Source organism: Novosphingobium sp. GV079, from assembly GCF_003058045.1.
In the GTDB taxonomy this organism is placed as follows: Bacteria; Pseudomonadota; Alphaproteobacteria; order Sphingomonadales; family Sphingomonadaceae; genus Novosphingobium; species Novosphingobium capsulatum.
Map to the genome: position 1 here is coordinate 86,624 of NZ_QBUE01000011.1, position 24,553 is coordinate 111,176.

Below are 24,553 nucleotides of genomic sequence, written 5' to 3' on the forward strand. Positions count from 1 at the left end.
CAGAGCAAGAACGCAAGCGCCGGATGCCGCCATTGCGGCATCAATGAGCGGCGCGCATCGCCCGGGCTGAGAGCAGCACGCCCAGCCCGCGACCAACCAAAAGCCCGGACAGCGCGCCCCGCACGACCGTTTCCACCAGGCGCAGCGCGGGCTGATGCGCCGTGACGGGATCGACCGCATCGAACACCGCCATGCCATAGCGCAGGGCAAAGATGACGAGGATCAGCGCAAAGATCAGCCAGCTCCCGCGCAGATGCAGCCGCACCGGCGGCCCCGGCTCGGCCCGCAACAGCAGGTGATGCCCCAGCGGCCGGCCGACCAGCCCGCCCAGCAGCAACGCGGCCACCCACACGGCCACTTCCAGCGCCGTGGCATGCGCCGCAACCAATCCGACCACGCCGAGGACAACGATCAAGCCCGGCAACACCAATGGCCCGGCCAGGCCGGTCGTGCGCGGACGGGTAGCCTGCCATGCCCGCAACAGCACGAGGCCAAGGACGAACCAGACATAGACCGGGGTATGCGAAGCGATCGCCACTGCGCTTTGCAACATACTCGTGCATCTCCATTTTTCGGACGCGACAGGATGAGCCGTGGGCTATATCCCTGCCCGCGCGCCAGGCGATCGGAAATCTGCCAACGACATAGGCGAAGGGAAAAGCAGCCGCGCCTATTCGCTGAACGTCGAGCGCTGTGCGGCTTCCACTTCTTCGAGATAGCGGCGGCGGGCGTGGCGTTCGGTGATCACCCCCTGCACCACGCCCACGCCATCGACCACGGCGATTTCGTCGGCGGCATATTCATCGAACAGGGCCAGGACCGCCTTGATGTCTGACGCGGGGCCAAGCGTCACGCCGGTCAAGCCGGCCAGGGCGTGCAGGCGCATGTCGGGCGCGAGATCGGGGCGATAGGCCGCTGCCGTGGCCATGATCCCGCGATAGTGCCCCTCATCGTCGACCAGAACCGCCTTGCTGGCCGAGCCGAGCGGCATGCGCGTGCGGAATTCCTCGATCGTCAGGTCTTCGGGCATCGATACCCAGTCGCGGCGCATGATCCGCCCCGCCGAGAGGTTGAGCATCCAGCCGATGTCGCGCGGGCCGCGAATGTTGCTGCCGCGCACATGCAGGCGCCAAGTGGAGAACGAATAGCCGAACACTTCACGGGTCAGCGTGCCCGAGACCAGCGACGCGGTAAGGACCACGCCCATCAATGCGAAATCGTGGGTGATTTCCAGCATGAGCATGGCGAGCGTCATCGGCCCGCCAACGATCGACACACTGAGCGCGGCCATGCCGACCAGCGCCGCGTCGGTGGGATCGAGCGAGAGGCCGGGAAACAGCTGCCCCGCGATGATCGAAAAGGCCTGCCCCACCACCGAGCCAAGGAACAGCGAGGCAAAGAACAGCCCGCCGCGAAAGCCGCTGGACAGCGCAACCACGCAGGCGGCTATCTTGGCCAAGAGCACCAGGCCGAGGAAATCCAGCCCAGGCCGCAGTGCCAGGTTGAGATGCAGCGCGCCGTGTCCGGCCGACAGTGATTGCGGCGTCAGCAGGGCGAGCGGCACCAGCAGGAAGCCACCCAGGATCGGCCGCCAGCGCGCCAACCACTTGAACCGCGCCAGCGTCAGTTCGGCCGCCGTGACCAGGCGCATGACGATGATGCCGACCACCGCTGCCGCCAGCCCCAGCACACCATAGGCCAGGTAATGCTCGAACGTGAGGCTGCGGCCCACGGCCGTGGTAGCGATCAGCCAGGGTTCGCTGCCCATCAGGCGCGACATGCCAGCCGCCGCCAGCGCCGCCGCCATCACCGGCGCCACCGCGCCGGGCACGAACGAACCAATCACGATCTCGAACGCATAGAACGCGCCGGCGAGCGGCGCATTGAACGCCGCGCCCACCGCCGCCCCGGCCCCGGCGCCCACCAGGGTGCGCAGATCGTTGCGGCGCAGCTTCATCGCCTGGCCCAGCACCGATGCCATGCCACCGCCCATCTGGGCATAGGCCGCCTCGAGCCCGACCGAAGCGCCGACGCCGTTGGAAATCACCGTCTGCCCGGCAATGATCAGGTTGTCGGCGGGCGGAATGCGCCCGCCATGCAGGGCATTGGCTTCGACCACGTCGATCAGCGGGCGATTGCGACGGCGCAGCCAGCGCGCCCATAGCGCGAGGACGAGGCCGCCGAGCGGCAGAGCGAGCAGTCGCCAGGGATGGCGGATTTCGGCCAGCGCGCTCAGCCGGTTGCCCTCCAGGCCATAGAACACCTGCTGCATGGCATGGGCGATGAAACTGAGCAGGTTGGTCGAAAGGCCGGCCAATGCCCCGGCGATCGCCGCCAGGACGATGAAGGCGGCTTCCCGCTCGCGCAGCAGACGGCGCAGGCGCACGACCAGCTTGATCAGCGTGTTGGACAATGTGTGGGAAATGCTGCGCCGGGGCGAGGAAGAGCCGGAATGGGGCATCGGTCAACCCGCGATCGAGAGCCGGAACAGCATGGCCGGAAAATGGTGCCCCTGGCCCGACTCGAACGGGCACGTCTTTCGACAACCGATTTTGAGTCGGTCGCGTCTACCATTCCACCACAGGGGCACTGCGGCTTGCCGGGGCGCTTTAACCGCCCCGGCAAAAAGGTTCAACCAACTTTCAAGCCTTGATGGCAGTTGCCACCAGCTTGTGCAGCTTGGAATGCATCGCATCGTTGGCGGCCAGCACGGTTGCGTCGCAGATCGGCTGCGAACGGCCGCGATAGTCCGACACGAAGCCGCCCGCTTCACGCACCAGAAGGCACCCGGCGGCCGTGTCCCACGGCTTGAGGTTGCTTTCCCAGAACCCATCATAGCGGCCAGCGGCAACCCAGGCGAGATCGAGCGACGCGGCGCCAAAGCGGCGGATGCCCGCCACGCGCATGCCGATTTCATGATAGATGCGGGTCCATTCGCCCATGTCGCCATAACCCAGGAAGGGAATGCCGGTGGCAACGACCGCATCTTCGAGATTGCGGCGGGCCGAAACGCGCAGGCGGCGATCCTGCAACCAGGCGCCACGGGTCTTTTCGGCCCAGAAGCTTTCGTCGGTCATCGGCTGATAGACCAGGCCGGCAATGACATCGCCCCAACCCGAACCATCCAGCGCCGGTTCCTGCACCGCGATCGAGATCGCGAAATGCGGGATGCCGTGGAGGAAATTGGTGGTGCCATCGAGCGGATCGATAATCCAGCGCGGCTTGGTGGCATCGCCTTCAACCACGCCGCCTTCTTCCATCAGGAAGCCCCAGTCGGGGCGCGCGGCGCGCAGTTCCTCGTAGATCGTCTGCTCGGCAGCGCGATCAGCCTTGGACACGAAATCGGCCGGGCCCTTGCGGCTCACCTGAAGGTGCTCGACTTCGCCGAAGTCGCGGCGCAGGCGCGTGCCAGCCTTGCGGGCGGCACGCTCCATCACCCGGACGAGACCGGAAATCGCCATGAGATCAGCCCGCCTTGCCGACGTAGGAACGCTCGTACACGTCCACCACGATGCGCGTGCCGCTTTCGATGTGCGGCGGCACCAGGATGCGCACGCCATTGTCGAGCACGGCCGGCTTGTACGACGAAGAGGCGGTCTGGCCCTTCACCACGGCATCGGCTTCGACGATGGTGGCTTCGACGGTTTCGGGCAGTTCGACCGAGATCGGGCGCTCGTCATACATTTCGAGCAGCACGGTCATGCCATCCTGCAGGAACGCGGCGGCATCGCCGAGAAGATCGCTGGGCAGCGTGATTTGGTCGTAGGTTTCCACGTCCATGAACACCAGGTCATCGCCCTCGGCATAGAGGAACTGGAAGTCCTTGGTATCGAGGCGCACGCGCTCGACCGTATCGGCGCTGCGAAAGCGCACGTTGGTCTTCCGGCCATCGATCAGGTTCTTCATTTCGACCTGCATGAACGCGCCGCCCTTGCCGGGCTGGGTGTGCTGGGTCTTGGCAACCTTCCAGATGCCTTTTTCGTATTCCAGGATGTTGCCCGGACGGATGTCCACGCCGCTGATCTTCATGATGGAAAGAGCCCTGACCAAAGTAGGAAAGGCCGCGCCTTAGCCGAGGTGGCCGATTGCTTCAAGCCGCTGATGCATGCTAGCCGGTGCGGCATGACCATGCGCGCACGCAATGCCTCGCTGGCGGCCCTTGCCCTGATGCTGGCCGCATCCACCGCCTCGCTGCCGGCCCATGCCGTGCCGGGCGGTGATCTGGGCACGCTGCACAATGGCCGCTGGACCTGCGAACAGGGCGGCGATGCCGCGATTCTGCCGCGCCATGTGCCCGACCAGGAATTTCGCATTACGCCCGATTCCAGCTATCGCACGCCCGATGGCAAGGGGGGCGGCACCTATATCCTGCTGGGCCGGGCGATGAGCTTTACCTCGGGCCCCTATTACGGCCGGACGTTTCAGGCGCAGGGCCCGAACACGGTGCTGCAGCTTGATGCCAACGGCAAGCGCACCGGTGTGCGCTGCACCCGCACCGGCGCGCCCAGCGGCGGCTTTGCCGATGCGCCCGAAGCCGGCGTGAACGGGGCGAACTGAACGCTGTTGCCGCCGGCCCACACACGGGGCCGGCGAGCCTAAGTCAAATGCGGGCGCCGCGCGCCATGCGGGCATAGGCAAAGGCGATCAGCGCGCCAAACAGCGCCAGGCCCAGCGGCATGGCCCAGGCATTGTGCGCCACCACTGTCATGATATCGGCCTTGCCACTGCCGGCCACGATCGCGGCAAAGGCAATGTTGAACAGCCCGTCGCCCACGATCAGGCCGGTGGCAGTGAGCACGCCCATGCGCTCTGCCAGGGCAGGATCGCGCTGGCCCATGGCCCAGCGGTTGTAGAAATGGCCAAGCACCGCGCCCACCACCACGGGCAGCGTGGTCGGCATCGGCAGATACATGCCCATGCCCACGGCCAGCGGCGGCAGCGAACCCTTGCGCGTCGCGCGCAGGCCTTCGTCGATGGCGATGGCCACCGCGCCGATGCCCGCGCCCAGCGCGATGAGTTTCCAATCGAGGCCCTGCCCCAACACGCCCTGGATGATTGCGGAAATCAGCGCCGCCTGTGGCGCGGCCAGTGCCTCTGGCCCGGCGCCGGGCGCGCCGGCAAAGCCGAACGTGCCGTTGAGCAGCGTGAGGATGGGCGGGATCACCACCGCGCCGAACACCACGCCCAGCACCAGCGCCACCTGCTGCCGCCACGGCGTGGCGCCAACCAGTTCGCCGGTCTTGAGATCCTGCAGGTTGTCGTTGGAAATGGTGGCGACACCAAACACCAGTGCCGTGACGAACAGGGCAAAGGCCACCAGCGCCTTGCCGGCGGCCGGATCGGCGACGTGGCCGAACAGCGCCAGCATGACCAACGCAATCCCCAGCGCGGCCAGGATACCCACGCCCGAAATCGGGCTGTTCGACGCACCGATCAGCCCCGCCATGTAGCCACAGACCGAGGCGATGACGACGCCGGCCACCAGCACATAGGCGACAGCCGCGAGCAGCGTCGGAACCAGGTGATCAGCCACCGGGCCGCCGCTGGCAAAGCCGGCCAGCAGCGCGGCGATCGGCAGCATCAAGACCACGATCGTGCCACCGACCAGGCCGATTGGCAGATCGCGTTCGGCCAGGGCCACCCCGGCATAGCCATCGGCAGCGCGGGCGCGGCTGGCGGCTAGCGCGCCGGCAATGCCGCGCACGATCGGGCCGATCACGCGCAGCAGGGTCCAGATCGCGGCAACGCCGATGGTGCCAGCACCGATGAAGCGGATCTTGGCGCGGAACACGCCGGAAACGAAATCGGCCAATTCGGTGCCGGCGGGCGCGCCGACGGCGGTGTAGATCGGCAGCAGGACGCCAAAGCCGATGATTACGCCGGTCAGGATCGCCAGCCCCACGGCCAGGCCCACCAGGTGACCCACGCCGATCAGCGCCAGCGACAGGCCACCGCCGGCCGTGGTGGCACCACCGGCGAAGCGGAACACGCCGCTGGCCTCTTCGGCCACCAGGCCCAGCTTGGCGAGCAGGGGATAGGCGACCGAAAGCCCGGTGCCAGTGGCAACGGCGGCCAGGCCACGGCGGTTTTCCTCGACGCCGCCCTCACCCGCGCCAACCTTGAGCACTTCGGCCGCAGCAACGCCTTCGGGATAAGGCAGATCAGAACCGGTCACCAAGGCGCGGCGCAGCGGCACGGAATACATCACGCCCAAGATGCCGCCGATGGCGATCACCGCCACCGATTGCCAATAGGGAAAGCCGCTCCACCAGCCGACCATGACCAGGCCCGGCAGCACGAAGACGATGGCCGAGAGCGTGCCTGCCGAACTGGCGATCGTCTGGACGATATTGTTTTCCTGGATGGTCGATCCCGGCAAGAGGCGCAGGATCGCCATGGAAATCACCGCCGCCGGGATGGAGGTGGCGAACGTCAACCCGATGCGCAGCCCAAGATAGACGTTGGCTGCGGTAAAGACCACCGTCAACACCGCGCCCAGCGCGACACCGCGCCACGTCAATTCCCGGGGATTGCTGCCACTTGCCACCATTGCATCCTTCTTGCCGCCATATTCTCTTTGCTGCCTGCCGTGTGGCACGGGCAGACAGCAAAGGAAAGATGGCGCCAAACGAAGATCAGGCGACGAATTCGACCTGGGTTTGCTGGTCGACCATCTCGGACAGGCGCGCTGCATCCCAGTTGGTCAGCCGCACGCAGCCATGGCTCTCGCTCTTGCCGATCGCGGCCGGCTCGGGCGTGCCGTGGATGCCGTAGTGCGGCTTGGACAGATCGATCCACACCACGCCGACCGGGCTGTTGGGGCCAGGCGGCAGCATCGCTTCGGGCTTGGCATCCGAAACGTCCCAGAACAGCGCGGGGTTGTAATGGTACTTGGGATTGCGATCGATGCCGTTGATCTTCCACTTGCCCAGCGGCAGCGGATCGTGCTGCGAGCCGGTGGTGACAGTGAACAGCGCGACCAGTTCGTCCTGGCTGTCATAGACCGACAGTGTGCCGGCCTTGCGGCTGACGACGATGCGCGTGGCATGGGGTTGCTGCGTGCCCACTCCCAGATCGGCCAGGGTCTGCCGCCAGGCGGCATTGCTGACCTGCGCCGGATCGATGGCATCTGCGCCCACGTTGGGCACGCGCAGCTTTGACCCAGCGGCGAACGGCGGCGCGCCGGGATTGAGCGCGTGAAGCACTTCGGGCGTGGTGTGGAACCGCTCGCCCAGCTTTTCGTCAAGGCTGGCATAGCCGAGCGCCGGCAGCTTGGCCTGGGCCGAAGGATCCTTGGGCAGAGGCGCAAACGGGCCGGCGGCAAAGCTGGCCGGGATGGTCACCACGCGGGTGGCGGGAATGTTGCTCTGCCGCGAAAAATAGGCGCGGGTGGCATCGTCCAGCGTGCCCGTCGCGTTCAACTGGTTCGCCTGCTGATAGGCGCGCAAGGCATTGCGCGTGGCCGCGTTCAGCGTGCCATCCACCACGCCGGGGGAGAAGCCGGCGCGATCGAGCAGCACCTGCATCTGCATTTCGGGGCGCGCGACATCGTCGGGATGGGCTGCCGGTTCACCCGGGCCGGCATCCTGCGAGGCCATGCTATCGGCGCCGGGCAGATTGGCGGTGGCGCTGGCCGAGCCGCTGGCGGCATCGTCGGGCGTGGATTGGTTGCAGGCCGTGGTAGAAAGGGCAAGGGCAACAAGGGAAAGTGCGGCGAAGGGGGCAAGCCGGCTTTTGCGGGTCATCAGGTCTCCGTGAACGGGGCAGCCGCCACGTGCGTGTATTGGCGCAGCGCTGCCACGCCAAAACCGCAATCTTTCCTGATGGTTCCCGCGTTCGCGCAATCAATCCGGTTCGACGTCGGCGTCGTCGGCGCGAAGATCGCCCAATCCTTCGGTTTCGCGCGGTGGCGCCTCGGCAATGGTGCGCAGGAAGGCTGCAACCGCCCCTGCTTCATCCAGGCCCTGGCCATTGGCCCAGACCGCCCCGCTCACCGCGAGGAAATCAGCGCCGGCAGTGACCAACGGCGCGCAGTTTTCCGGGGTGATGCCGCCAATCGCCACGCAGGGCAGTTCGAACACGGCAGACCACCAGGCCAGCAATTCGGGCGCGGCGCGGTGCTTGGTTTCCTTGGTGCCGCTGGGATAGAACGCGCCAAAGGCCACGTAATCGGCGCCGCCCTCGCCCGCTTCCATCGCCAGGTGGCGGCTGGCATGGCAGGTCACGCCGATCTGCACATCGCGGCCCAGGCGTTGGCGCGCATCGGCCACGCTGCCATCGTCCTGCCCCAGGTGCACGCCATCGGCGCCAAGGCGCTTGGCCAGGCTGACCGAATCGTTGACGATGAACGCCACGTCACGATCGGCGCAGATGCGCTGGAGCGGGTCGGCCAGCTTGGCCGCGGCATGCTCGTCCACATCCTTGACGCGAAACTGGAACGCCGCCACCGGCCCGGCATCGAGCGCACGGGCAAGGCGATCGGCAAAATCGCCACCCACATCGAGGGGCGAGATCAGGTAAAGATGGCTGGCAAGTTTGGTCATGGTCGCCGCCCCTACCGGTTTCGCCTTCGCGCGTCCATCTTTGCGCGAAATCGCCCGGGAACCCGCGCGGCGGGCGAAGCATTGGCATGGGCATGAGGATCCTGCCCCCGCTGCTGCCGCTGCTTTCGCTCATTGCCATTGGCGCCTGCGCCACCCTGCCCCAATCGCCGCGCAGCGATGGTCTGGCCCGGCTTGGCGAAGCGACGCGGGTGGGCAGCCAGACGGTGCGCCCGCTATCGGTGGTGGAAGACAGCCGCTGCCCCGAAAACGCCCGGTGCATCACCGCCGGTCGTCTCATCGTTGCCACGCGGGTGGGTCGTGAAACGCGCAACCTGGAACTGGGCAAGCCCGATGCCTCGGGCGTGACGCTCGATAGCGCCGAACCCGCCAAGCGCACCGACAGGCGAATCCTGCCAGGCGCATGGCGGTTTCATTTCAGCGTGATTACGCCGTAACCAGCTTCTGGGTAGAGCCGGCAAAGATTTCATCGATGGCGCCGCCCAGCGCGGCATCGAATTCCGCGTCGGTCATCTGATAGCGCAGGTCTTCCAGCAGCGCGCGGCTGAAGCTGGCGATGATGCCGCGGTTCTTCGACAGTTCCACGCAAGCCTCGGGCCGGGCAAAGCCACCCGACAGCGCAACTACGCGCAGCACCGCCGGGTGATCGACCAGCGCGTCAAACGTGCCGGGCACCTTGGGCAGCGACAGCTTGAGCATGACCTTGGTGCCCTGGGGCAAGGCATCGAGTGCCTTGAGGATTTCGTCACGCAGCAGCGTGTCGCAGGCTTCGCGAGTCTCGCTCTTGATGTTCACTTCCGGCTCGATGATCGGCATCAGGCCACCCGCCAGGATCTGCAGGCCCACTTCGAACTGCTGCTTGACGACGGCGGCGATGCCTTCGGCATTGGCCGAATTGATCACCGAACGCTCCTTGGTGCCGAACACGCCTAGCGCCTTGGACCGCGCCACAAGAGCGTCGAGTTCAGGCATCGGCTTCATCAGTTGCACGCCGTTGGCTTCGGTTTCCAGGCCCTTGTCCACCTTGATGAAAGGCACGATACCCTTTTCGATCAGGGCGGTGGGCACGGGCTTGCCATCCACGGTGCCATCCATGGTGCGTTCGAACAGGATGGCGCCAATCACCTTTTCGCCGTTGAACACGCCCGAACGAATGATCCGGCTGCGCATCTCGTGGATCAGGCCGAACATTTCCTCGTCGTTGGAATATGCGCTTTCCTCAACGCCATAGCCCTTGAGCGCCTTGGGCGTGGACCCGCCGCTCTGGTCCAGCGCGGCGATGAAGCCATGTCCGGCGGCCATCTTTTCGGTCATTTCAGCGTGGTTCATGATCGGTCCTGTGGATCTGGGGCAGCAGCGCGCGGGCGCCGCAATCAGGTGAGCGAATCTGGCTGCGCATACCTATGCACACCCACGCAATAAACAGGCGCGCGCTGCACTGCAACACGCGCCTGTAAAAAAGTTGCGATCAGGCTTCGAGAGCCGCCACGCCGGGCAGTTCCTTGCCTTCCATCCATTCGAGGAAAGCGCCGCCAGCGGTTGAAATGTAAGAAAAATCACCCGCCACGCCAGCATGGTTGAGCGCGGCGACCGTGTCCCCGCCCCCGGCCACCGAAACCAGCGAGCCTTCCTTGGTCAGCGCGGCGGCCGTCTTGGCCAGCGCCACCGTGGCGGCATCGAAGGGTGCCATTTCGAACGCACCCATCGGCCCGTTCCACACCAGGGTGCGGCAGGTCTTGAGCACGTCACCCAGCGCTTCGACCGCTGCCGGGCCCACGTCGAGGATCATTTCGTCAGCGCCCACTTCGTGCACGTTGGCAGTGCGCAAGCTGGGCGGATTGGCGGCAAATTCCTTGGACAGGACAACGTCGTAGGGCAGGTGCACGGTGCAGCCGGCCTTGTCGGCGTTGTCGAGAATTTCTTCCGCGGTGCCGGTCAGGTCATGCTCGCACAGCGACTTGCCCACGTCCACGCCGCGCGCGGCCAGGAACGTGTTGGCCATGCCACCGCCGATGATCAGGTGATCGACCTTGGACACCAGATGCTTGAGCACGTCGAGCTTGGTCGAAACCTTGGCCCCGCCGACCACGGCGGCCACCGGCTTCACCGGCTTGCCCAGCGCCTTTTCCAGCGCTTCGAGTTCGGCCTGCATGGCGCGACCGGCATAGGCGGGCAGCACCTTGGCCAGGCCTTCGGTAGAAGCGTGGGCGCGGTGCGCGGCAGAGAACGCGTCGTTCACATAGGCCTGGCCCAGCTTGGCGATCGCGGCAACCAGTTCGGGATCGTTCTTTTCCTCACCCTTGTGAAAGCGGGTGTTTTCCAGAACGGCGATCGTGCCATTGTCGAGCGCGGCCACCGCAGCTTCCGCCTCGGCCCCGGCGCAATCGTCGATGAAGGCGACCGGACGGCCCAGCACGTGGCTGAGCGCGGGCAGCACCTGCCTGAGCGAATTGGCCTCGCTGCGTTCGCCCTTGGGGCGGCCGAAGTGCGCAAGGACGAGCACCTTGGCGCCCTTGTCGGCCAGTTCGGTCAGGGTCGGCACGGCAGCGCGCAGGCGGGTGTCGTCGGTCACCTGGCCATCGGCCATCGGCACGTTGAGATCTTCGCGCACCAGCACGGCCTGGCCGGTAACGTCGCCCAGATCATCGAGAGTCTTGAAAGTCATGGGCCTATACCCCTGTTCCATAAGGAAAAGGCCCGGCGCCCGCCTCTGCCTTGTGGGCAGACGCGCGGGCACCGGGCCTTCGCATTCAGGTGATCAGATCAGCTTGCCCATCGCGCCGGCCGTATCGACCATGCGGTTGGAGAAGCCCCATTCGTTGTCGTACCACGACAGCACGCGCACCAGCTTGCCATCGATCACGGCCGTTTCCAGGCTGTCGACCGTCGACGAGTGAGCATCGTGGTTGTAGTCGATCGAGACCAGCGGTTCTTCGCTATAGGCCAGCACGCCCTTGAGCGGGCCTTCGGCCGCTGCCTTGAGCAGCGCGTTGACTTCTTCCTTGGTCGTGTCGCGCTTGGGCTGGAACGTGAGGTCCACCACCGAAACGTTCGGGGTCGGCACGCGGATCGCCGAACCATCGAGCTTGCCCTTGAGTTCGGGCAGCACTTCACCCACAGCGCGGGCGGCACCGGTGGTGGTGGGGATCATGCTCATCGCGGCAGCGCGCGAACGGCGCGGGTCGGAGTGGATCTGGTCCAGAATCTTCTGGTCGTTGGTGTAGCTGTGCACCGTGGTCATCAGGCCACGCTCGATACCGATGGCATCGTTGAGCACCTTGGCGAACGGCGCCAGGCAGTTGGTGGTGCACGAGGCGTTCGACACGATCACGTGATCGGCGGTCAGCTTGTCGTGGTTCACGCCGAACACGACCGTCAGGTCAACGTTCTTGGCCGGAGCCGAGATCAGCACCTTCTTGGCGCCGGCTTCGATGTGCTTCATGCCGCCTTCACGGTCGGTGAAGAAGCCGGTGCATTCCAGGGCGATATCGATGCCCAGTTCGGCGTGCGGCAGCTTGGCGGGATCACGCTCGGCGGTCACCTTGATGCGCTTGCCGTCGATCACCAGGTCGTTGCCATCCACTTCCACGGTGCCGGGATAGGCGCCGTGCACGCTGTCGCGCTTGAACAGCAGGGCATTGGCCTTGGCGCTGGCGAGGTCGTTGATGGCGACCAGTTCCAGGCCGCAGTCGGGCCGTTCGAGAATGGCACGTGCCACGTTGCGGCCGATGCGCCCGAAACCGTTGATTGCAACCTTGGTCGCCATGGTCTTACTCCTTAGAATTGAAGACACCGGATGGATGGGGGTGACTTGGAGCCGAGCGGCCCGGGTGCTTACCCGAGCCGTTCGAGAATTTGCGGCACGATCTTGGCAGCCGTCAGGCCGAAGTGATCATACAGCACGGGGGCCGGCGCCGAGGCGCCAAAGCTGTCGATACCGATCGTCAGGCCATCGCCGACATGCTTCTGCCAGCCGAACGTGGTGCCCGCCTCGATCGAGACCTTGAGCACGTCGGCCGGGATCACGTCAGCCTTGTAGGCGGCGTCCTGTGCCTCGAACAGTTCCCAGCTTGGCATCGACACGACATCGGCGCCAATACCCTGTTCTTCCAGGGCCTTGGCCACGTCAACCGCGATCGCCACTTCCGAACCGGTGGCCAGCAGCACGACCTTGCGCGCAGCACTGGCGGCAACCAGGCGATAGGCACCCTTGGCGCTCAGCATCGCGCCATCGTGGCGCAGCTGCGGCAGGTTCTGGCGGGTCAGCGCCAGGACCGAAGGCGTCTGCGGCGACGCCAGCGCCAGGTTCCAGCATTCGGCGGTTTCCACCGCATCGGCCGGGCGGAACACCTGCAGATTGGGGATCATGCGCAGGCTCATCACCGTTTCGATCGGCTGATGCGTGGGGCCATCCTCGCCCAGGCCGATGGAATCGTGGGTGAGCACGTAGATCACCCGCGCGTGCTGCAGCGCCGACATGCGGATCGCGTTGCGGCAGTAATCGGCAAAGACCAGGAACGTGCCGCCATAGGGAATGATCCCGCCGTGCAGCGCCATACCGTTCATTGCCGCAGACATGCCGAATTCGCGAATGCCATAATAGACATAGCGCCCGGCATAGTCAGCCGGCCCGAACGGCGTGGTGGCCTTGGTCTTGGTGTTGTTGGACCCGGTAAGATCGGCCGAACCGCCAACCATTTCGGGCACCAGCGGAGTGAGCACTTCCAACGCCAGTTCCGATGCCTTGCGCGAGGCGATGTTCTGGGTCTTGCCCAGCCATTCGCCAAAGATGCGGCCCGCTTCTTCGCCAGAAGGCAGTTCGCCGGCCATGCGGCGCATCAGTTCGGCCCCTTGCGGATTGGCCGCCAGGCGCGCTTCCCATTCGGTGCGCAGATCGCGGCCGGCATCGCCCGTGGCGCGCCAGTTGGCCATGATATCCTCGGGGATTTCGAACGGCGCGGCCGTCCAGCCCAGGTATTCGCGGGCGGCGGCGATTTCGTCCTTGCCCAGCGGCGAACCATGCACGTTGTGGCCGCCCTGCTTGTTGGGCGCGCCCTTGCCGATCACCGTGCGGCACGAGATCAGCGAGGGGCGGTCATCAGCCATCGCCGCGGCAATCGCGCGCTCGATATCGGCGAAATCGTGGCCATCGCAGTCTTCGGTGTGCCAGCCGCTGGCGCGGTAGCGGGCCAGAACGTCTTCGCTGGTGGACAGCGAGGTATCGCCGTCGATGGTGATCTTGTTGTTGTCCCACAGCACGATCATGCGGCCCAGGCCCAGCGTGCCGGCCAGGCCCACGGCTTCGTGATTGATGCCTTCCATCAGGCAGCCATCGCCAGCCACCACCCAGGTGCGGTGATCGACCAGGTCATCACCGAACTGCGCATTCAAGTGGCGTTCGGCCATGGCCATGCCCACGGCCATGGCAAAGCCCTGGCCCAGCGGGCCGGTGGTGCATTCCACGCCAGGCAGCAGGAAGTTTTCCGGGTGGCCCGCGCAAGGGCTGTTCAGCTGGCGGAAGTGACGGATGTCATCCATCGTCGGCTGCTGATAACCCGACAGATGCAGCAGCGCGTAAAGCAGCATCGAGCCGTGCCCGGCCGAGAGCACGAAGCGATCGCGATCGGGCCACTTGGGCGCGGCAGGATCGAACTTGAGAAAGCGCGACCACAGCACCGTGGCAACATCGGCCATGCCCATCGGCATGCCAGGGTGGCCGGATTCCGCTGCCTGGACCGCGTCCATCGCCAGCGCACGGATCGCGTTGGCCATGGGAGCCAGCGCGGTCGGATCGCTTGTCATCTTCGGGTTGGTGTCCTTACTCGCGCGCCCGGCGCGGCCGGGGCGTCTGATTCGGGGAAATCGGGGTCTCTTTGGTTCCCCGGCTTGCCAGCGTCAAGCGCGGCGTCGGCCATGGCAGGTGATCAGGACCATACCCGGCGATGGCCCGTGCCGTTTGACAGCGCAATCGGTGCCCTGGCTGGCATGACCCGCCCTTTTGTATGCACAGGGGAACTTGCAGGCCACGGCCAGTGTGATACCGGATGAAACATGGCAATCATGGACGGCACTTCGGCAGCGCGCACTGCCACCGACGGCACAGGCACAGATGGCACCGGCGATCTCTTTTCGGCGATCGAGCGGGTCGAACTGGCGCTGGCCCGGCTGGAAGAGGTTGTCGCCCGCCGCGAGGCCGAGGCGGAAAGCGCAGCAGCGCACAGCGCGCAGGCCGAACTGAGCGAGTTGAAATCGCGCCACCGCAAGCTGCGCGAACGCGTCAGCGAGGAATTGCAGCAGCTTGACCTGCTGCTGTCGAGCCTGCCGCAGTAACAGCGCCGCATCTGATCAGCCTCATCCGATCAGGGGCCAGGGGAACAACGAGCATGCAGATGACGAACGTGACTCTGGCCATCGGTGGACGGTCGCTGACCATTTCGGTTGCCGCCGGGGAAGAAGCCCACGCCGAAATGCTGGGCCGCATGATCGACGATCGGGTGCGCCGCCTGGGCAACATGGCCACGCAGGGTGAAGCGCGCATGCTGCTGTTTGCCGCGCTGATGCTGGCCGATGAACTGCATGAGGTGCACAGCCGCCCTGCCCCGGTTGCGCCGGCCGAACCGCCCGCTCCGCCACCCGCTCCGGCTGCGCCGCCGCCCGAATTGATCGCCCGCGTGACCAATCTCGCCGAGCGGGTGGAAAACCTGGCGCAAAAACTGGCGCTGCCCCTTGAGCCTGATGCCGCGAACGCCTAAATTGCATGGCGACGGGTTCTGCCCGGCACGCGCCGCATGAAACATCCCTGAGGCTATAAGCAAATCCAAGGGGGCTGTCCCTACCTGGGCCCTGGCACAGGCACATGGTCCCCACCTGACGTTGAGGCGTCAGAGGATTTTCCCGGAGAACGACCCATGGTGGGCCCGTCACCCCCCCCATTCCCGGACGAAGACAACGCCGTTGCCGCCAAGCAGGCCCTGCGCAAGGACCTGCGGGCGCGGCGCCGCGCCCATGTCGAGGCACTCGATCCGCGCACCCGCGCGCTGCTGTTCCGCCGCCCGCCCGCGCCGCTGATGGCGCTGATCCCGGCCGGCGCCACCGTGGCGCTGTACAATGCCAGCCAGTGGGAAGCGCCGGCGGCCAGCTATGCCACGTTCTTCCACGAGGCTGGGCACGCCGTGGCGCTGCCGTGGTTTGCCGATCGTGGCGCGCCGATGCAATTCCGCCAATGGCTGGTGCCGCCGCTCGACGATGTGCTGGAACCCGATCCCTGGGGCGTAAAGCAGCCAGCCGCCGATGCGCCGCTGCTTACGCCCGATGTGTTGTTCGTGCCGCTGGTGGGCTTCACCGCGCAAGGCCAGCGCTTGGGCCAGGGCGGCGGGCATTACGATCGCTGGCTGGAAGGCCATCCCGATGCTGTGCCGATCGGCATGGCGTGGGACGCGCAATGCGTCGACAGCCTGCCGCGCGAGGTGCACGATCGCCCGTTGCGCGCGGTGGTCACCCCTACCCGCCTCTACGGTCCGTTCTGATGGGCGAGCGCCAACCCCACTTCAATCCGCCGCCTCCGCCCACCTGGCGCAAGCCGGTGGGCATCCTGGCACTGATCGCCGCGCTGGCGATCTATGGCGGGTTCGTCATGGGCCTGGGCGAACAGATCGGCCGCCTGCCCGTCCTGGTGCAAGTGCCGATCTACCTGGTGCTGGGCACGATCTGGCTCTTGCCGCTGCGCCGCTTCCTGATCTGGATGGAAACCGGCCGCTGGGGCTAGGCCACGTGGACAGGCAGAGCTGACCATCAGCACGCCGAGCCATTTATGCCGGAAACGAAAAAGGCCTCCCGAAGGAGGCCTTTTTGAAAATCCACCAAGTGGCGCGAGTGACGGGGCTCGAACCCGCGACCTCCGGCGTGACAGGCCGGCACTCTAACCAACTGAGCTACACCCGCGTGCCCTTGGGGATTGCGCCTCTAAGACGCGGCCGATATGCTGTCAACTGCCAATTTGCTGTTTCCAGCCTTGGCGTGAAAGCCTTGTTCGAGCAAGGTTTTCGTTGACCAACAACATCTTACCCAAGGGGTGGCGCGAGTGACGGGGCTCGAACCCGCGACCTCCGGCGTGACAGGCCGGCACTCTAACCGACTGAGCTACACCCGCATTCCCCTTGGGGTGAGGCGCCTCTATGCCGGGCGGCCGCAGGTGTCAACAAAGGGTCATGCAGAATTTTCGCACCAAGCTGTGCAAAACTTGATCGGCACCCCGCAAACGCGGCGCACCTTACACGGCGACCGGGGCGGCCAGATGCCCTTGCGGATGATAGCCCTCCACCACGAAGTCCTCGATGCGATAGTCAAAGATCGATTCCGGCCGCCGTGCGATGGCCAGGCGCGGATCGCCCGACGGCACGCGCTGCAACTGCGCCTCGATCAGATCGGCATGATTGAGATAGAGGTGGGTGTCCCCACCCATCCACACCAGTTCACCCGGCTCAAGATCGCACTGCTGGGCCAGCATGTGCACGAACAGCGCCGCGCCCCACAGGTTGAACGGCAGGCCCAGCACCACATCACAGCTGCGCTGATAGAGCACGCAAGACAGACGATTGTCCGCCACCTGGAACTGATAGGTTTTGTGGCACGGCGGCAGGGCCATGGCGTCAAGCTCCGCCACGTTCCACCCCTCCACGATGTGGCGGCGGCTGCCGGGATTATGGCGCAGGCTTTCGACCAAGCCAGCCACCTGGTTCACCCCCTGGGCGCGGCGGCGGAACAGGCCATCTTGGCCCGCTGGCTCATAGACCGGCCAATCGACCCACTGCTTGCCATAGACCGGGCCAAGATCGCCCCACTGCGCGGCAAAGGCCGCATCGGCCACGATCCGCGCGGAAAAATCGGCGCGGCTGATATCCTCGCCCGTTTCGCGGCGATAGCGATCGAGCGGCCAATCGGTCCAGATTTCCACCCCTTGCGCGCACAGGGCGCGGATATTGGTATCGCCGGTCAGGAACCACAGGAATTCGCGCGTCGCGGTTTTCCAGAATACCCGCTTGGTCGACAATAGCGGGACGCGGCCCTGCGACAGATCGAAGCGCAATTGCGTGCCAAACACCGCGCGGGTGCCCACGCCGGTGCGGTCCATCCGCTCGTCACCCTGCGTCCAGATCTGGCGCATCAGGTCAAGGTATTGCCATTCGAAGTGCGGGCTGTGGGATTCGGTGGGGCTCATCATGCCCACAGCCTTAGAAGTGCCGGCGGAAATCGCAAATAGCGGCAAGCCTCTTCCGGCCCTGGCCCAGAAACGAAAAAGCCGACCCAAAGGCCGGCTTTTTCATGCCCCTGCAATGCAGGAGAAATAAGTGGTCGGGGAGAGAGGATTCGAACCTCCGGCCCCTGCCTCCCGAAGCAAGGGGATAACACGCAAACCCGCAGAAATGCGTGCTTTTGCCCGAGGTGTGCAGCAGAACGAGCCAGGAACATTGCTGGATTTTCGGGCAATTTCACCAAAGTCTCACCAAAGCCCAAAGCCCAGGATTTCCGCCAGTGAAGCACCCCGGCCGCGTCGCAGGATGGCTGGCACGCGCGCTGCACAGCACTGCTCTTCCCGATCTTGGCGGCAAGCCACCGGCACCGCCCGTGCCGATTATTCGCCTAGCCGAAGACCCGCTGCGCTGCCGCTGCTCCGAATGCCTGGCGCTCGACATCGCGTTCCCCGGCCAGGGCTATCAGCTTGCCCTCTTCCCCTACGTGATCAGCAGGCCGTTATGACCGAATACCTTGTCGATCCGCGCGACTTCACGGCGAAAGCCCTGGCCAAGATCGCACCCGCGTGCGGCGAAGGCTGCGCACCGGGCAGCGTGTCGCTGGTGAGCGGCGCCGAGATCTATCGGCATCGGCCCGACCTTGCCGGCAAGTGGCTGTGGCAGTGCCGGTGCGGCGCCTATTGCGGCACCCACCCTAACCTCTCAGCCGTAGGTACGCCGGCCGGCGCCGCAACACGCCGGGCGCGCGAGGATGCACACGCGGCATTCGATCCGCTCTGGCGCCGCCGGGCCGAGATTTCCGGCCTCACGCCCAAGACAGCCAGGGGCCGCGGCTACAGGTGGCTGGCCCAGCAACTCGGGATCAGCACCAAGGAATGCCACATCGGCATGATGGATGAAGCGACCGCCAAGCGGGTGGTCGAGATTTGCAGGAGGAAAGGGAAATGAGCAGCCAGCTTGAGCGCGTGGCGCGGGCGTTGCACGAAAGTGACCATCCTGAAGCCACATGGGAAGACCGCAGTGATGACTGGAAGAGCCACTATCACCGCCGCGCCCGCGCCGCGATTGCCGCGATGCGCGAACCCCCGCCGCCAATTCCAGAACTGTTCGACCACGACGAAGCGGTCGAGTGGATTACCGCCAACTGCATGGCGATCCGTCGCGATAACGGCGACATGGATTACAGCTTGGGCGCCATGATCAAGGCCTATGAGGCTGGAAAGGCCGCTGCGATGCAGGGGCAGCCGGTGGCGTGGATGTACACACATGGCAGGACTGATCACGCCTTGCCGTTCTTGACGATCCGTCGCGATGAGATCTTTGCAGCATTGGAGGAAGCGCGGGAAACTCCGCTCTATGCCGCCCTGCGAGCATCGGAGCGCAAGCTGGCCGCGGTTAAGGCGAGTGACGACGCCCCCCGGCCTGACGATGATGATCTGCTGCCACATTTGCCGGAGACTATTCAGGGCGAGCGTCGATGCGGCATCCAGCGCAGCGAATGGCTTGATGGATGGTTCGTTCCATGGTCGCCAAGGAACGATAACCAGAATGCCGAAGGGCCATGGAGCCATTGGGTGGCGCTTGCTCATAAAATTATAGAAACGGACAATAAGGCAACCGCCAAACTACAACTTCAAACTGGCGCAAATACCGGCATAGACCACTGACAACAAAAAAGCGGTCCTTAAGCGCTTAGTCGTTGCATTTTCTCTAGGTAGGACCCGCGTTATCTGCGCTTTTCCTATTGCATTACTATCGCGCAAGCATATGTATTGCGCATGGCGATTGACCGCCGCCATGCTTCACCAGGTCAAACCGGGGACAGCCCGCCCCCCACTGAACGCAGGGCATCGAAATGAAAGGCAGGGGCGGGGAGGCGATCGGGCCTCCCCATACCTGGCACGGCAACACCATGGCTTTTGCCCACATCACCCCGACCAAGACTGACAAGCGTATCGGCTTGGCCCTGTGCCTGATCTCTGGCGTGGCCACCGGCGCCGCCCTGATCTCGGGAGCGATCGCGCTCTATACCAATCTGCAGCCTGCCCCGGCGCCGCGCGCCGATACGTGGGCGCTGGTGCAGACCATTGGCCAGGACGAATACGTCATGGACCACGGGCTGACCGGCGTAGACTGCTTGAACGCGCTCTATTCGGTCAACGGGCCACGCGGGCACTATGCCTGCCAGGTGGAGCGCTGAGCCATGGCCCACTATCACATGATGGTGCGGGCTGGAGACATTGCCCGCTTTGCCGTGCATGCGGCCGGTGCGGGCCTGGACGTTGACCCAGACCGCGCGGCATACAATGCAGCGCTGCGCACATCGATTGCGGCTGAAGGCGTGCGGGAGCCTGTGCTCTTGTCTATCGACAGGATGCGCGGCCAAGCACAGTTGGCCAATGGCAATCACCGCGCCGTGATGGCGGCCAGCATTGACCCCGACATGACTGTTCCCGTGATGGTGCAAGAGCATCGCAGCGCTAAGCGCGGCTTGCCCTGTGGCAAGGCCTATGACAGCCAATACGACAGGGGGCAAATGTGCTGAGCTTTCTTGCCCACATGGCAATCAATGCGGCCGGCATTGCCGCGCTGTGGTCCATCTGGCGCGATGCGCGCCGGCTTGGCGCCCACTGGCTGCAAGTGCTGGCCGATGATCGCGCTAACCGGGAGCGCCAGCCATGACCGCCCCCACCTATAGCCCGCAGTTTCTGGCATACCGCGCCGCACGGGAGGCCCTGACAAATCGCATGCGCGACGCGGCGGCCCGGCTGGCCGCTATCCCCGGCACGGGCAGCGGGCTGTTTGGGCTTACCCCCGATCACGTCAAGGCAACCCCGCAATGGCGCGCGGCGCACTTTGCCTATTGGCAGGCGCACACCGGCCTTGCTGATCTGAACCGCCGCAACGTCAAGCGCTTCAAGCGCGAACTTGCCCAGGAACAAAGGGAGCGGCGCCAGGCGGCGCTGTCCCGCTAATCGACACGGCGCCCGGCTTGGCCGCCCGGTGCGCTGCAATCATGGCCAGCGAAAGAACCGAACCATGACCACCATTACCGCCACCTATAGCCCGGAAGACAACAAGCTTCGCCTCTATGCGTCGACGCGCCTTGACGCGGAAACCTATGAACGCGTGAAGGCCGCAGGCTTCAAGTGGGCGCCGCGCCAGGAACTGTTTGTTGCACCGTCGTGGACGCCGGCGCGCGAAGATTTGGCCATTGAACTGGCCGGAGAAATCGAGCCGGAAGAAATGACGCTTGCCGAGCGTGCCCAGGCCAAGGCGGAACGGCTTGAGGAACTGGCCAGCAAGCGCCACCGGGAGGCGAACGCATTCGCCCGCCGCGCGTCGGAACTGTCCGAAGCGTTCTATATGGGGCAGCCAATCCTTGTCGGTCACCACAGCGAGCGGAAGGCGCGCAAAACGAAAGAGCGTATGGACGCTGCCCAGGCACAGGCCAACAAGGCGCACCAGACGGCCAACTATTGGCTGTATCGCGCCAGCGGGGTTGAGCACTTCGCCAATATGAAAAACGATCCGCGCACCAGGGCCAATCGCATCAAGACGCTTTTGGCCGAATTGCGCGACCTGCAACGCGGCATCAATAACGCCCATGCCGCGCTAGCGATCTGGGATAATATGACCACGGATGAAAAAATCCGCTGGGCAATCGGCAACATGGATTCGCAGCGCATCTTCGCGACCACCGAAATGTATTATGCGGTCGAAAAGGGGGAACTATCCCCCGCGGACGCGCGGGCGCGTTGCATTGCAGTCGCGCAGCGGGCAGCAACGGGCCCGAACCGCAAGCGCTGGATTGAGCACACCTTGAACCGGCTGGCTTTCGAACGATCGATGCTTGGCGAGGTGGCGCGCTATGAAGGGGAACTAACGCCCGTCATTTTGCAGGCCTTCGCACGGGAGAACGGCGCAGAAAAGCCAGTTGCGACGGTTACCGATCCCGGCGCGTTCGAGCTTTCCAGCCCCTACCCGCTGCCCGCCCATATCGCCAACGGCTGCACGCTCGACATGGTGGAGGATGATTGGCGCGACCTGATGCAGGCTGTTGGCTATACTGTGCCAGAAGCCAAGCCGCGCCGCGCATCCAGCAAGCCGGCGCCGCTGCCCCTGATCAATCCGACTCGGGAGGATGCCGAACGGCTGCAAACGATCTGGAACGACCAGGAGCGGACCACCTGCAAGGCGCAAGGCTATCCCGAACGCGCCTTGCCGAATGAGATAAAGGAAGTGACGCAAGCTACCTATTCCAGCAACTCGGGCGGCTCATATTCGGTATTCGAAACCATCGAAATTTCGGCGGATGGGCGGCGGGTGAACAATCGCGGGTATTCCGCCAGCGTCAACCCGCCGCCGCTGCCAGGCGTGGCCCGGATTCGCATCTATGCCGGCGGTTCAGCGTTCCACAAGCCGCGCGCAGTCGTGCACATTTCTGACAAGCCGGCAAAGGCCTTGCCGCTTGATCTGGCAGCGATTGAAGCCGCAACAGCATTCGAACTTGAGAACGCGGGGCAGCCCGCAACACTTGGCGGCGCGCCCTATGATGCCGAGCAATTGCGTATCAAGCGTTACCGCCCGAGCACTACCCAAGGCGAGGTTGTGCTTTTCTATGCCGGCCGGAAAATCGACCGCTTCGGCGATAGCATCCGTCGCACCGATGCGGGCACCTATGAGGGATATCCCGATGCGCACTGGCACCAGGTTGCCGAACGCGTCCTGACTGCTGCCGAGGAACGCGCAGCATGAAGCGCGAAGTCTATCGCATGCCCAAGCGGCCCCAAGTTCTCCCGGTCAAGCGCCGGGAGGATTTCGCCGCGCCGGCTATCGCACCAGCCCCGGCCGTGGTTGCGGTTGATCGCGCCACAGAATGCCACGTCACCCCGCCAGAGGTTGCCGCGCGCATGGTCGAGTATCTGGGAAGCCAGGGCGACTATTTGACGCTTGAGCCTAGCGCGGGCACCGGCAACCTTTCCCGCGCATTGCTTGCCGCTGGGCATAGCCGGTATGAGCTTGTGCAGGTGGAGCGCCACCACGCCCTAGCCGGCGGGCTGCATCAGTTCGGCACGGTCATTCAAGAATGCTTCCTTGAATATGCCGAGCGAGTGCGCGGCAAGGTGGAATTCCCCCGCATCATCATGAATCCGCCTTTCAGCCAGGTGCGCCGGCATGTGGCGGCGGCGCGTGCACTATTGGGGCGCGGCGGCCGTGACCGGGCAACGCTGGTGGCGCTGGTGCCTGTCACGTTCGAAATCGGCGGGGCTGAAATGCTCGAATATCTGGACGAATTCACGTTTCCAACGGCCAAGGTTAGGACGAAAATCATTCGCTTAACAGCTTGAACCAGGCGGGGCCGCCATGCCCCGCCCCTATCCCGTGCGCCTGCCCCTATCGGTGGAGACGGGCGCATCGGATAGGCGCAAGCCTCCCCGGCGCATTGCCCGCGCGCCAGGTGCAACACAGGGCACAGAAGGATTGCCAGTCATGAACCTGTTCGACTTCACGCCCTACCACGAACCGCATATCGGCCCGCGCGGCAAGGCCCGTCGCAATGATGGACCGCGCCAGCCCCATGCCCAAGAGATTCGCGCCTATCTCGATTGGCTTGCAGAGCGCGACGGCGTGCACGTTCCGCCGGGCGCCGAATATCACCTTGCCGGTATCTGGAGCCGCGCCGAATGCCGCTACATCGTGGCCATGCCCGGCTATGGCCAAGCCCAGGTGGCAACGTGCGAAGTGCTGGACGATGCCGGCAATGTGGTGCGCACCATGGCCCTACCGCAGGACAAGCGCGGCGGCATTCCCGCCACGGCAAAGCAGGTGCGGGACTGGTGCGGGCTGGAGCCGGTCAAGGCGAAGCGGGGCAAGCGCGCCGCTGCCCTGGAAGCCGTGTCACAAGATTGCCCCCCTACCAGGGATGAGGCGCCAGCCCAGGGCGGCCAGGACGCGAAAGAGGCCCCTGCCCCTACCTGTGGCACGTCGTCGCCGGTTTGCGCGCCAGAACCGGCCCTGGCGCCAGAAACTGCCGTGATCGAACCTGTAAGCAATCCTGACAAGTTGCCGGCATCCATAGATCTGGACGATATTGCCGCGCGCGTGGCCGCATTGGAGCAGACCATTGCCGCCCTATCCGTGGCGCGCACCGGCACCCCTACCGCAGATGCGGCACCGGCGTCGACGCATGCCAAGCGCACCCCGGCGCATGAGCGGGCTATTCGGCGGGCGTGGGCAGAACGCAAGGCGCGGCGCGCGGCAGAGGTGGAAATCGCGCAGCTAGAGGTGCGATACGCCCGCGCTACGGACGCTGCGGCTCTTGCACAGCAAGGCGAAGCCGCTGCTATGCGCAATGCCGAAGCCTTTGCCCGGCGGGGTGTGCATCATCTGGAGCGGCGCCGGGCCATGGCGCGGCGCGCGCGGCGTATGATTGCTGAAGCGCGCGGCCGGGCTGATCTGGAGCGGCGTGCGCTGGCAGCCGCGAATGTCGCTCTTACCCAGCTGCGCCAGGCCATGGCCGATCCGTCACAACCCGAACGCGCCAGCGATCTGGCCCGGCTGGTGCGCGAGCGCGACCAGGCCCGCACCGCTCTTGCCGCTGTCACGGCGCGCGCCGATCGCGAGGGCGCGGCGCTGGCGCAGCTGGCCGGCCAGTTCGAAGCGATGGTGTCGCGTGTGACCAGGGCGGAAGCGGCCATGCGTAAGCTCGGCATAGCAGCCTAGCCCCTACCGTGGGAA

28 protein-coding genes and 3 tRNA genes are annotated in these 24,553 nt (G+C 65.2%); 16 read left to right on the forward strand and 15 right to left on the reverse strand.

All coding sequences use genetic code 11. The features are described from left to right. Positions 1-40: 40 nt before the first annotated feature. The 5 genes from C8K14_RS14765 to efp form a co-directional block, all read right to left on the reverse strand. Positions 41-553 (reverse strand): hypothetical protein, encoded by a 513-nt coding sequence (locus tag C8K14_RS14765; protein ID WP_022674913.1) that lies wholly within the window; start codon positions 551-553, stop codon positions 41-43. A 117-nt stretch (positions 554-670) separates the two neighbouring features. Next, positions 671-2,425 carry a chloride channel protein gene (locus C8K14_RS14770; RefSeq protein ID WP_054131235.1) on the reverse strand — a complete coding sequence of 585 codons (1,755 nt, stop codon included), beginning with the start codon at positions 2,423-2,425 and terminating at the stop codon, positions 671-673. A gap of 79 nt (positions 2,426-2,504) precedes the next feature. Next, positions 2,505-2,588: transfer RNA gene (locus C8K14_RS14775), tRNA-Leu, on the reverse strand. A gap of 54 nt (positions 2,589-2,642) precedes the next feature. Next, positions 2,643-3,461, reverse strand: coding sequence for an inositol monophosphatase family protein (locus tag C8K14_RS14780; protein WP_054131026.1), 819 nt, complete (start codon positions 3,459-3,461; stop codon positions 2,643-2,645). A 4-nt stretch (positions 3,462-3,465) separates the two neighbouring features. Continuing rightward, positions 3,466-4,029 carry an elongation factor P gene (gene efp, locus C8K14_RS14785; protein WP_022674910.1) on the reverse strand — a complete coding sequence of 188 codons (564 nt, stop codon included), beginning with the start codon at positions 4,027-4,029 and terminating at the stop codon, positions 3,466-3,468. Between the two features lie 93 nt (positions 4,030-4,122). Here efp and C8K14_RS14790 point away from each other — a divergent pair, with 93 nt between their 5' ends. Continuing rightward, positions 4,123-4,557: a hypothetical protein gene (locus tag C8K14_RS14790; protein ID WP_054131024.1), complete on the forward strand. Its 435-nt coding sequence runs from the start codon at positions 4,123-4,125 to the stop codon at positions 4,555-4,557. Positions 4,558-4,600: 43 nt separating this feature from the next. On the opposite strand, the gene C8K14_RS14795 is transcribed toward C8K14_RS14790, so the two are convergent. The 3 genes from C8K14_RS14795 to thiE all read right to left on the reverse strand — a co-directional run bounded on the left by C8K14_RS14795 (position 4,601) and on the right by thiE (position 8,543). After that, positions 4,601-6,550, reverse strand: coding sequence for an OPT family oligopeptide transporter (locus C8K14_RS14795; RefSeq protein ID WP_107717213.1), 1,950 nt, complete (start codon positions 6,548-6,550; stop codon positions 4,601-4,603). Positions 6,551-6,635: 85 nt separating this feature from the next. Next, positions 6,636-7,745, reverse strand: a complete 1,110-nt coding sequence (locus tag C8K14_RS14800) for a L,D-transpeptidase (RefSeq protein ID WP_107717214.1) — start codon at positions 7,743-7,745, stop codon at positions 6,636-6,638. 99 nt (positions 7,746-7,844) lie between these two features. Beyond that, positions 7,845-8,543: a thiamine phosphate synthase gene (thiE, locus tag C8K14_RS14805; protein WP_022674906.1), complete on the reverse strand. Its 699-nt coding sequence runs from the start codon at positions 8,541-8,543 to the stop codon at positions 7,845-7,847. Between the two features lie 92 nt (positions 8,544-8,635). Between thiE and C8K14_RS14810 the strand changes: the two genes are divergently transcribed. Continuing rightward, the gene (locus C8K14_RS14810) at positions 8,636-8,998 is read left to right on the forward strand and encodes a hypothetical protein (RefSeq protein WP_133726826.1); all 363 of its coding nucleotides are present in this window, start codon (positions 8,636-8,638) and stop codon (positions 8,996-8,998) included. Here C8K14_RS14810 and C8K14_RS14815 read toward each other — a convergent pair. The 4 genes from C8K14_RS14815 to tkt form a co-directional block, all read right to left on the reverse strand. Continuing rightward, complete coding sequence (locus C8K14_RS14815) at positions 8,988-9,890, reverse strand: fructose bisphosphate aldolase (RefSeq protein WP_022674904.1); 903 nt, start codon at positions 9,888-9,890, stop codon at positions 8,988-8,990. The two genes, C8K14_RS14810 and C8K14_RS14815, sit on opposite strands and share 11 nt — an antisense overlap. 139 nt (positions 9,891-10,029) lie before the next feature. Next, positions 10,030-11,226, reverse strand: coding sequence for a phosphoglycerate kinase (pgk, locus tag C8K14_RS14820; protein ID WP_107717215.1), 1,197 nt, complete (start codon positions 11,224-11,226; stop codon positions 10,030-10,032). Positions 11,227-11,319: 93 nt separating this feature from the next. After that, complete coding sequence (gene gap, locus C8K14_RS14825) at positions 11,320-12,327, reverse strand: type I glyceraldehyde-3-phosphate dehydrogenase (protein WP_022674902.1); 1,008 nt, start codon at positions 12,325-12,327, stop codon at positions 11,320-11,322. A gap of 68 nt (positions 12,328-12,395) precedes the next feature. Continuing rightward, positions 12,396-14,363 carry a transketolase gene (tkt, locus tag C8K14_RS14830; RefSeq protein WP_107717216.1) on the reverse strand — a complete coding sequence of 656 codons (1,968 nt, stop codon included), beginning with the start codon at positions 14,361-14,363 and terminating at the stop codon, positions 12,396-12,398. 249 nt (positions 14,364-14,612) lie between these two features. On the opposite strand from tkt, the gene C8K14_RS14835 reads away from it, so the two are divergent. The 4 genes from C8K14_RS14835 to C8K14_RS14850 all read left to right on the forward strand — a co-directional run bounded on the left by C8K14_RS14835 (position 14,613) and on the right by C8K14_RS14850 (position 16,326). Beyond that, positions 14,613-14,891, forward strand: coding sequence for a hypothetical protein (locus C8K14_RS14835; RefSeq protein WP_107717217.1), 279 nt, complete (start codon positions 14,613-14,615; stop codon positions 14,889-14,891). Between the two features lie 59 nt (positions 14,892-14,950). Then, positions 14,951-15,313, forward strand: coding sequence for a cell division protein ZapA (locus tag C8K14_RS14840; RefSeq protein WP_107717218.1), 363 nt, complete (start codon positions 14,951-14,953; stop codon positions 15,311-15,313). Between the two features lie 156 nt (positions 15,314-15,469). Further along, positions 15,470-16,087, forward strand: a complete 618-nt coding sequence (locus C8K14_RS14845; RefSeq protein ID WP_107717219.1) for a 5-formyltetrahydrofolate cyclo-ligase — start codon at positions 15,470-15,472, stop codon at positions 16,085-16,087. Next, positions 16,087-16,326, forward strand: coding sequence for a DUF2842 domain-containing protein (locus tag C8K14_RS14850; RefSeq protein ID WP_062782494.1), 240 nt, complete (start codon positions 16,087-16,089; stop codon positions 16,324-16,326). The genes C8K14_RS14845 and C8K14_RS14850 overlap by 1 nt, the downstream gene beginning before the upstream one ends. Before the next feature lie 99 nt (positions 16,327-16,425). On the opposite strand, the gene C8K14_RS14855 is transcribed toward C8K14_RS14850, so the two are convergent. From C8K14_RS14855 to thyA, 3 genes are all read right to left on the reverse strand, one after another. Then, a tRNA-Asp gene (locus C8K14_RS14855) sits at positions 16,426-16,502 on the reverse strand. Positions 16,503-16,633: 131 nt separating this feature from the next. Beyond that, positions 16,634-16,710: transfer RNA gene (locus tag C8K14_RS14860), tRNA-Asp, on the reverse strand. A gap of 120 nt (positions 16,711-16,830) precedes the next feature. Next, entirely contained in the window at positions 16,831-17,781 is a 951-nt protein-coding gene (thyA, locus tag C8K14_RS14865) for a thymidylate synthase (protein ID WP_107717220.1), read from the reverse strand. A 311-nt stretch (positions 17,782-18,092) separates the two neighbouring features. Here thyA and C8K14_RS14870 point away from each other — a divergent pair, with 311 nt between their 5' ends. The 10 genes from C8K14_RS14870 (at position 18,093) to C8K14_RS14910 (ending at position 24,538) form a co-directional block, all read left to right on the forward strand. Then, positions 18,093-18,317, forward strand: coding sequence for a hypothetical protein (locus C8K14_RS14870; protein WP_107717221.1), 225 nt, complete (start codon positions 18,093-18,095; stop codon positions 18,315-18,317). Beyond that, complete coding sequence (locus C8K14_RS14875) at positions 18,314-18,760, forward strand: zinc-finger-containing protein (RefSeq protein WP_199223740.1); 447 nt, start codon at positions 18,314-18,316, stop codon at positions 18,758-18,760. The genes C8K14_RS14870 and C8K14_RS14875 overlap by 4 nt, the downstream gene beginning before the upstream one ends. Further along, positions 18,757-19,479 carry a hypothetical protein gene (locus C8K14_RS14880; protein ID WP_107717222.1) on the forward strand — a complete coding sequence of 241 codons (723 nt, stop codon included), beginning with the start codon at positions 18,757-18,759 and terminating at the stop codon, positions 19,477-19,479. The genes C8K14_RS14875 and C8K14_RS14880 overlap by 4 nt, the downstream gene beginning before the upstream one ends. A gap of 245 nt (positions 19,480-19,724) precedes the next feature. Beyond that, a complete protein-coding gene (locus C8K14_RS14885; RefSeq protein WP_107717223.1) occupies positions 19,725-20,012 on the forward strand; it encodes a hypothetical protein in 288 nt (95 codons plus the stop codon). Positions 20,013-20,015: 3 nt separating this feature from the next. After that, positions 20,016-20,357, forward strand: coding sequence for a hypothetical protein (locus C8K14_RS14890; RefSeq protein WP_107717224.1), 342 nt, complete (start codon positions 20,016-20,018; stop codon positions 20,355-20,357). After that, positions 20,351-20,494, forward strand: coding sequence for a hypothetical protein (locus C8K14_RS22665; RefSeq protein ID WP_158271922.1), 144 nt, complete (start codon positions 20,351-20,353; stop codon positions 20,492-20,494). Before C8K14_RS14890 ends, C8K14_RS22665 begins: the two co-directional genes overlap by 7 nt. Next, positions 20,491-20,787, forward strand: a complete 297-nt coding sequence (locus tag C8K14_RS14895) for a hypothetical protein (protein WP_107717225.1) — start codon at positions 20,491-20,493, stop codon at positions 20,785-20,787. The genes C8K14_RS22665 and C8K14_RS14895 overlap by 4 nt, the downstream gene beginning before the upstream one ends. Positions 20,788-20,851: 64 nt before the next feature. Continuing rightward, positions 20,852-22,570 (forward strand): DUF3560 domain-containing protein, encoded by a 1,719-nt coding sequence (locus C8K14_RS14900; RefSeq protein WP_107717226.1) that lies wholly within the window; start codon positions 20,852-20,854, stop codon positions 22,568-22,570. Continuing rightward, on the forward strand, positions 22,567-23,163 hold the full coding sequence (locus tag C8K14_RS14905) for a methyltransferase type 11 (RefSeq protein ID WP_107717227.1): 597 nt from the start codon (positions 22,567-22,569) through the stop codon (positions 23,161-23,163). The genes C8K14_RS14900 and C8K14_RS14905 overlap by 4 nt, the downstream gene beginning before the upstream one ends. A 142-nt stretch (positions 23,164-23,305) precedes the next feature. Further along, entirely contained in the window at positions 23,306-24,538 is a 1,233-nt protein-coding gene (locus C8K14_RS14910; protein WP_107717228.1) for a hypothetical protein, read from the forward strand. Positions 24,539-24,553 lie beyond the last annotated feature (15 nt).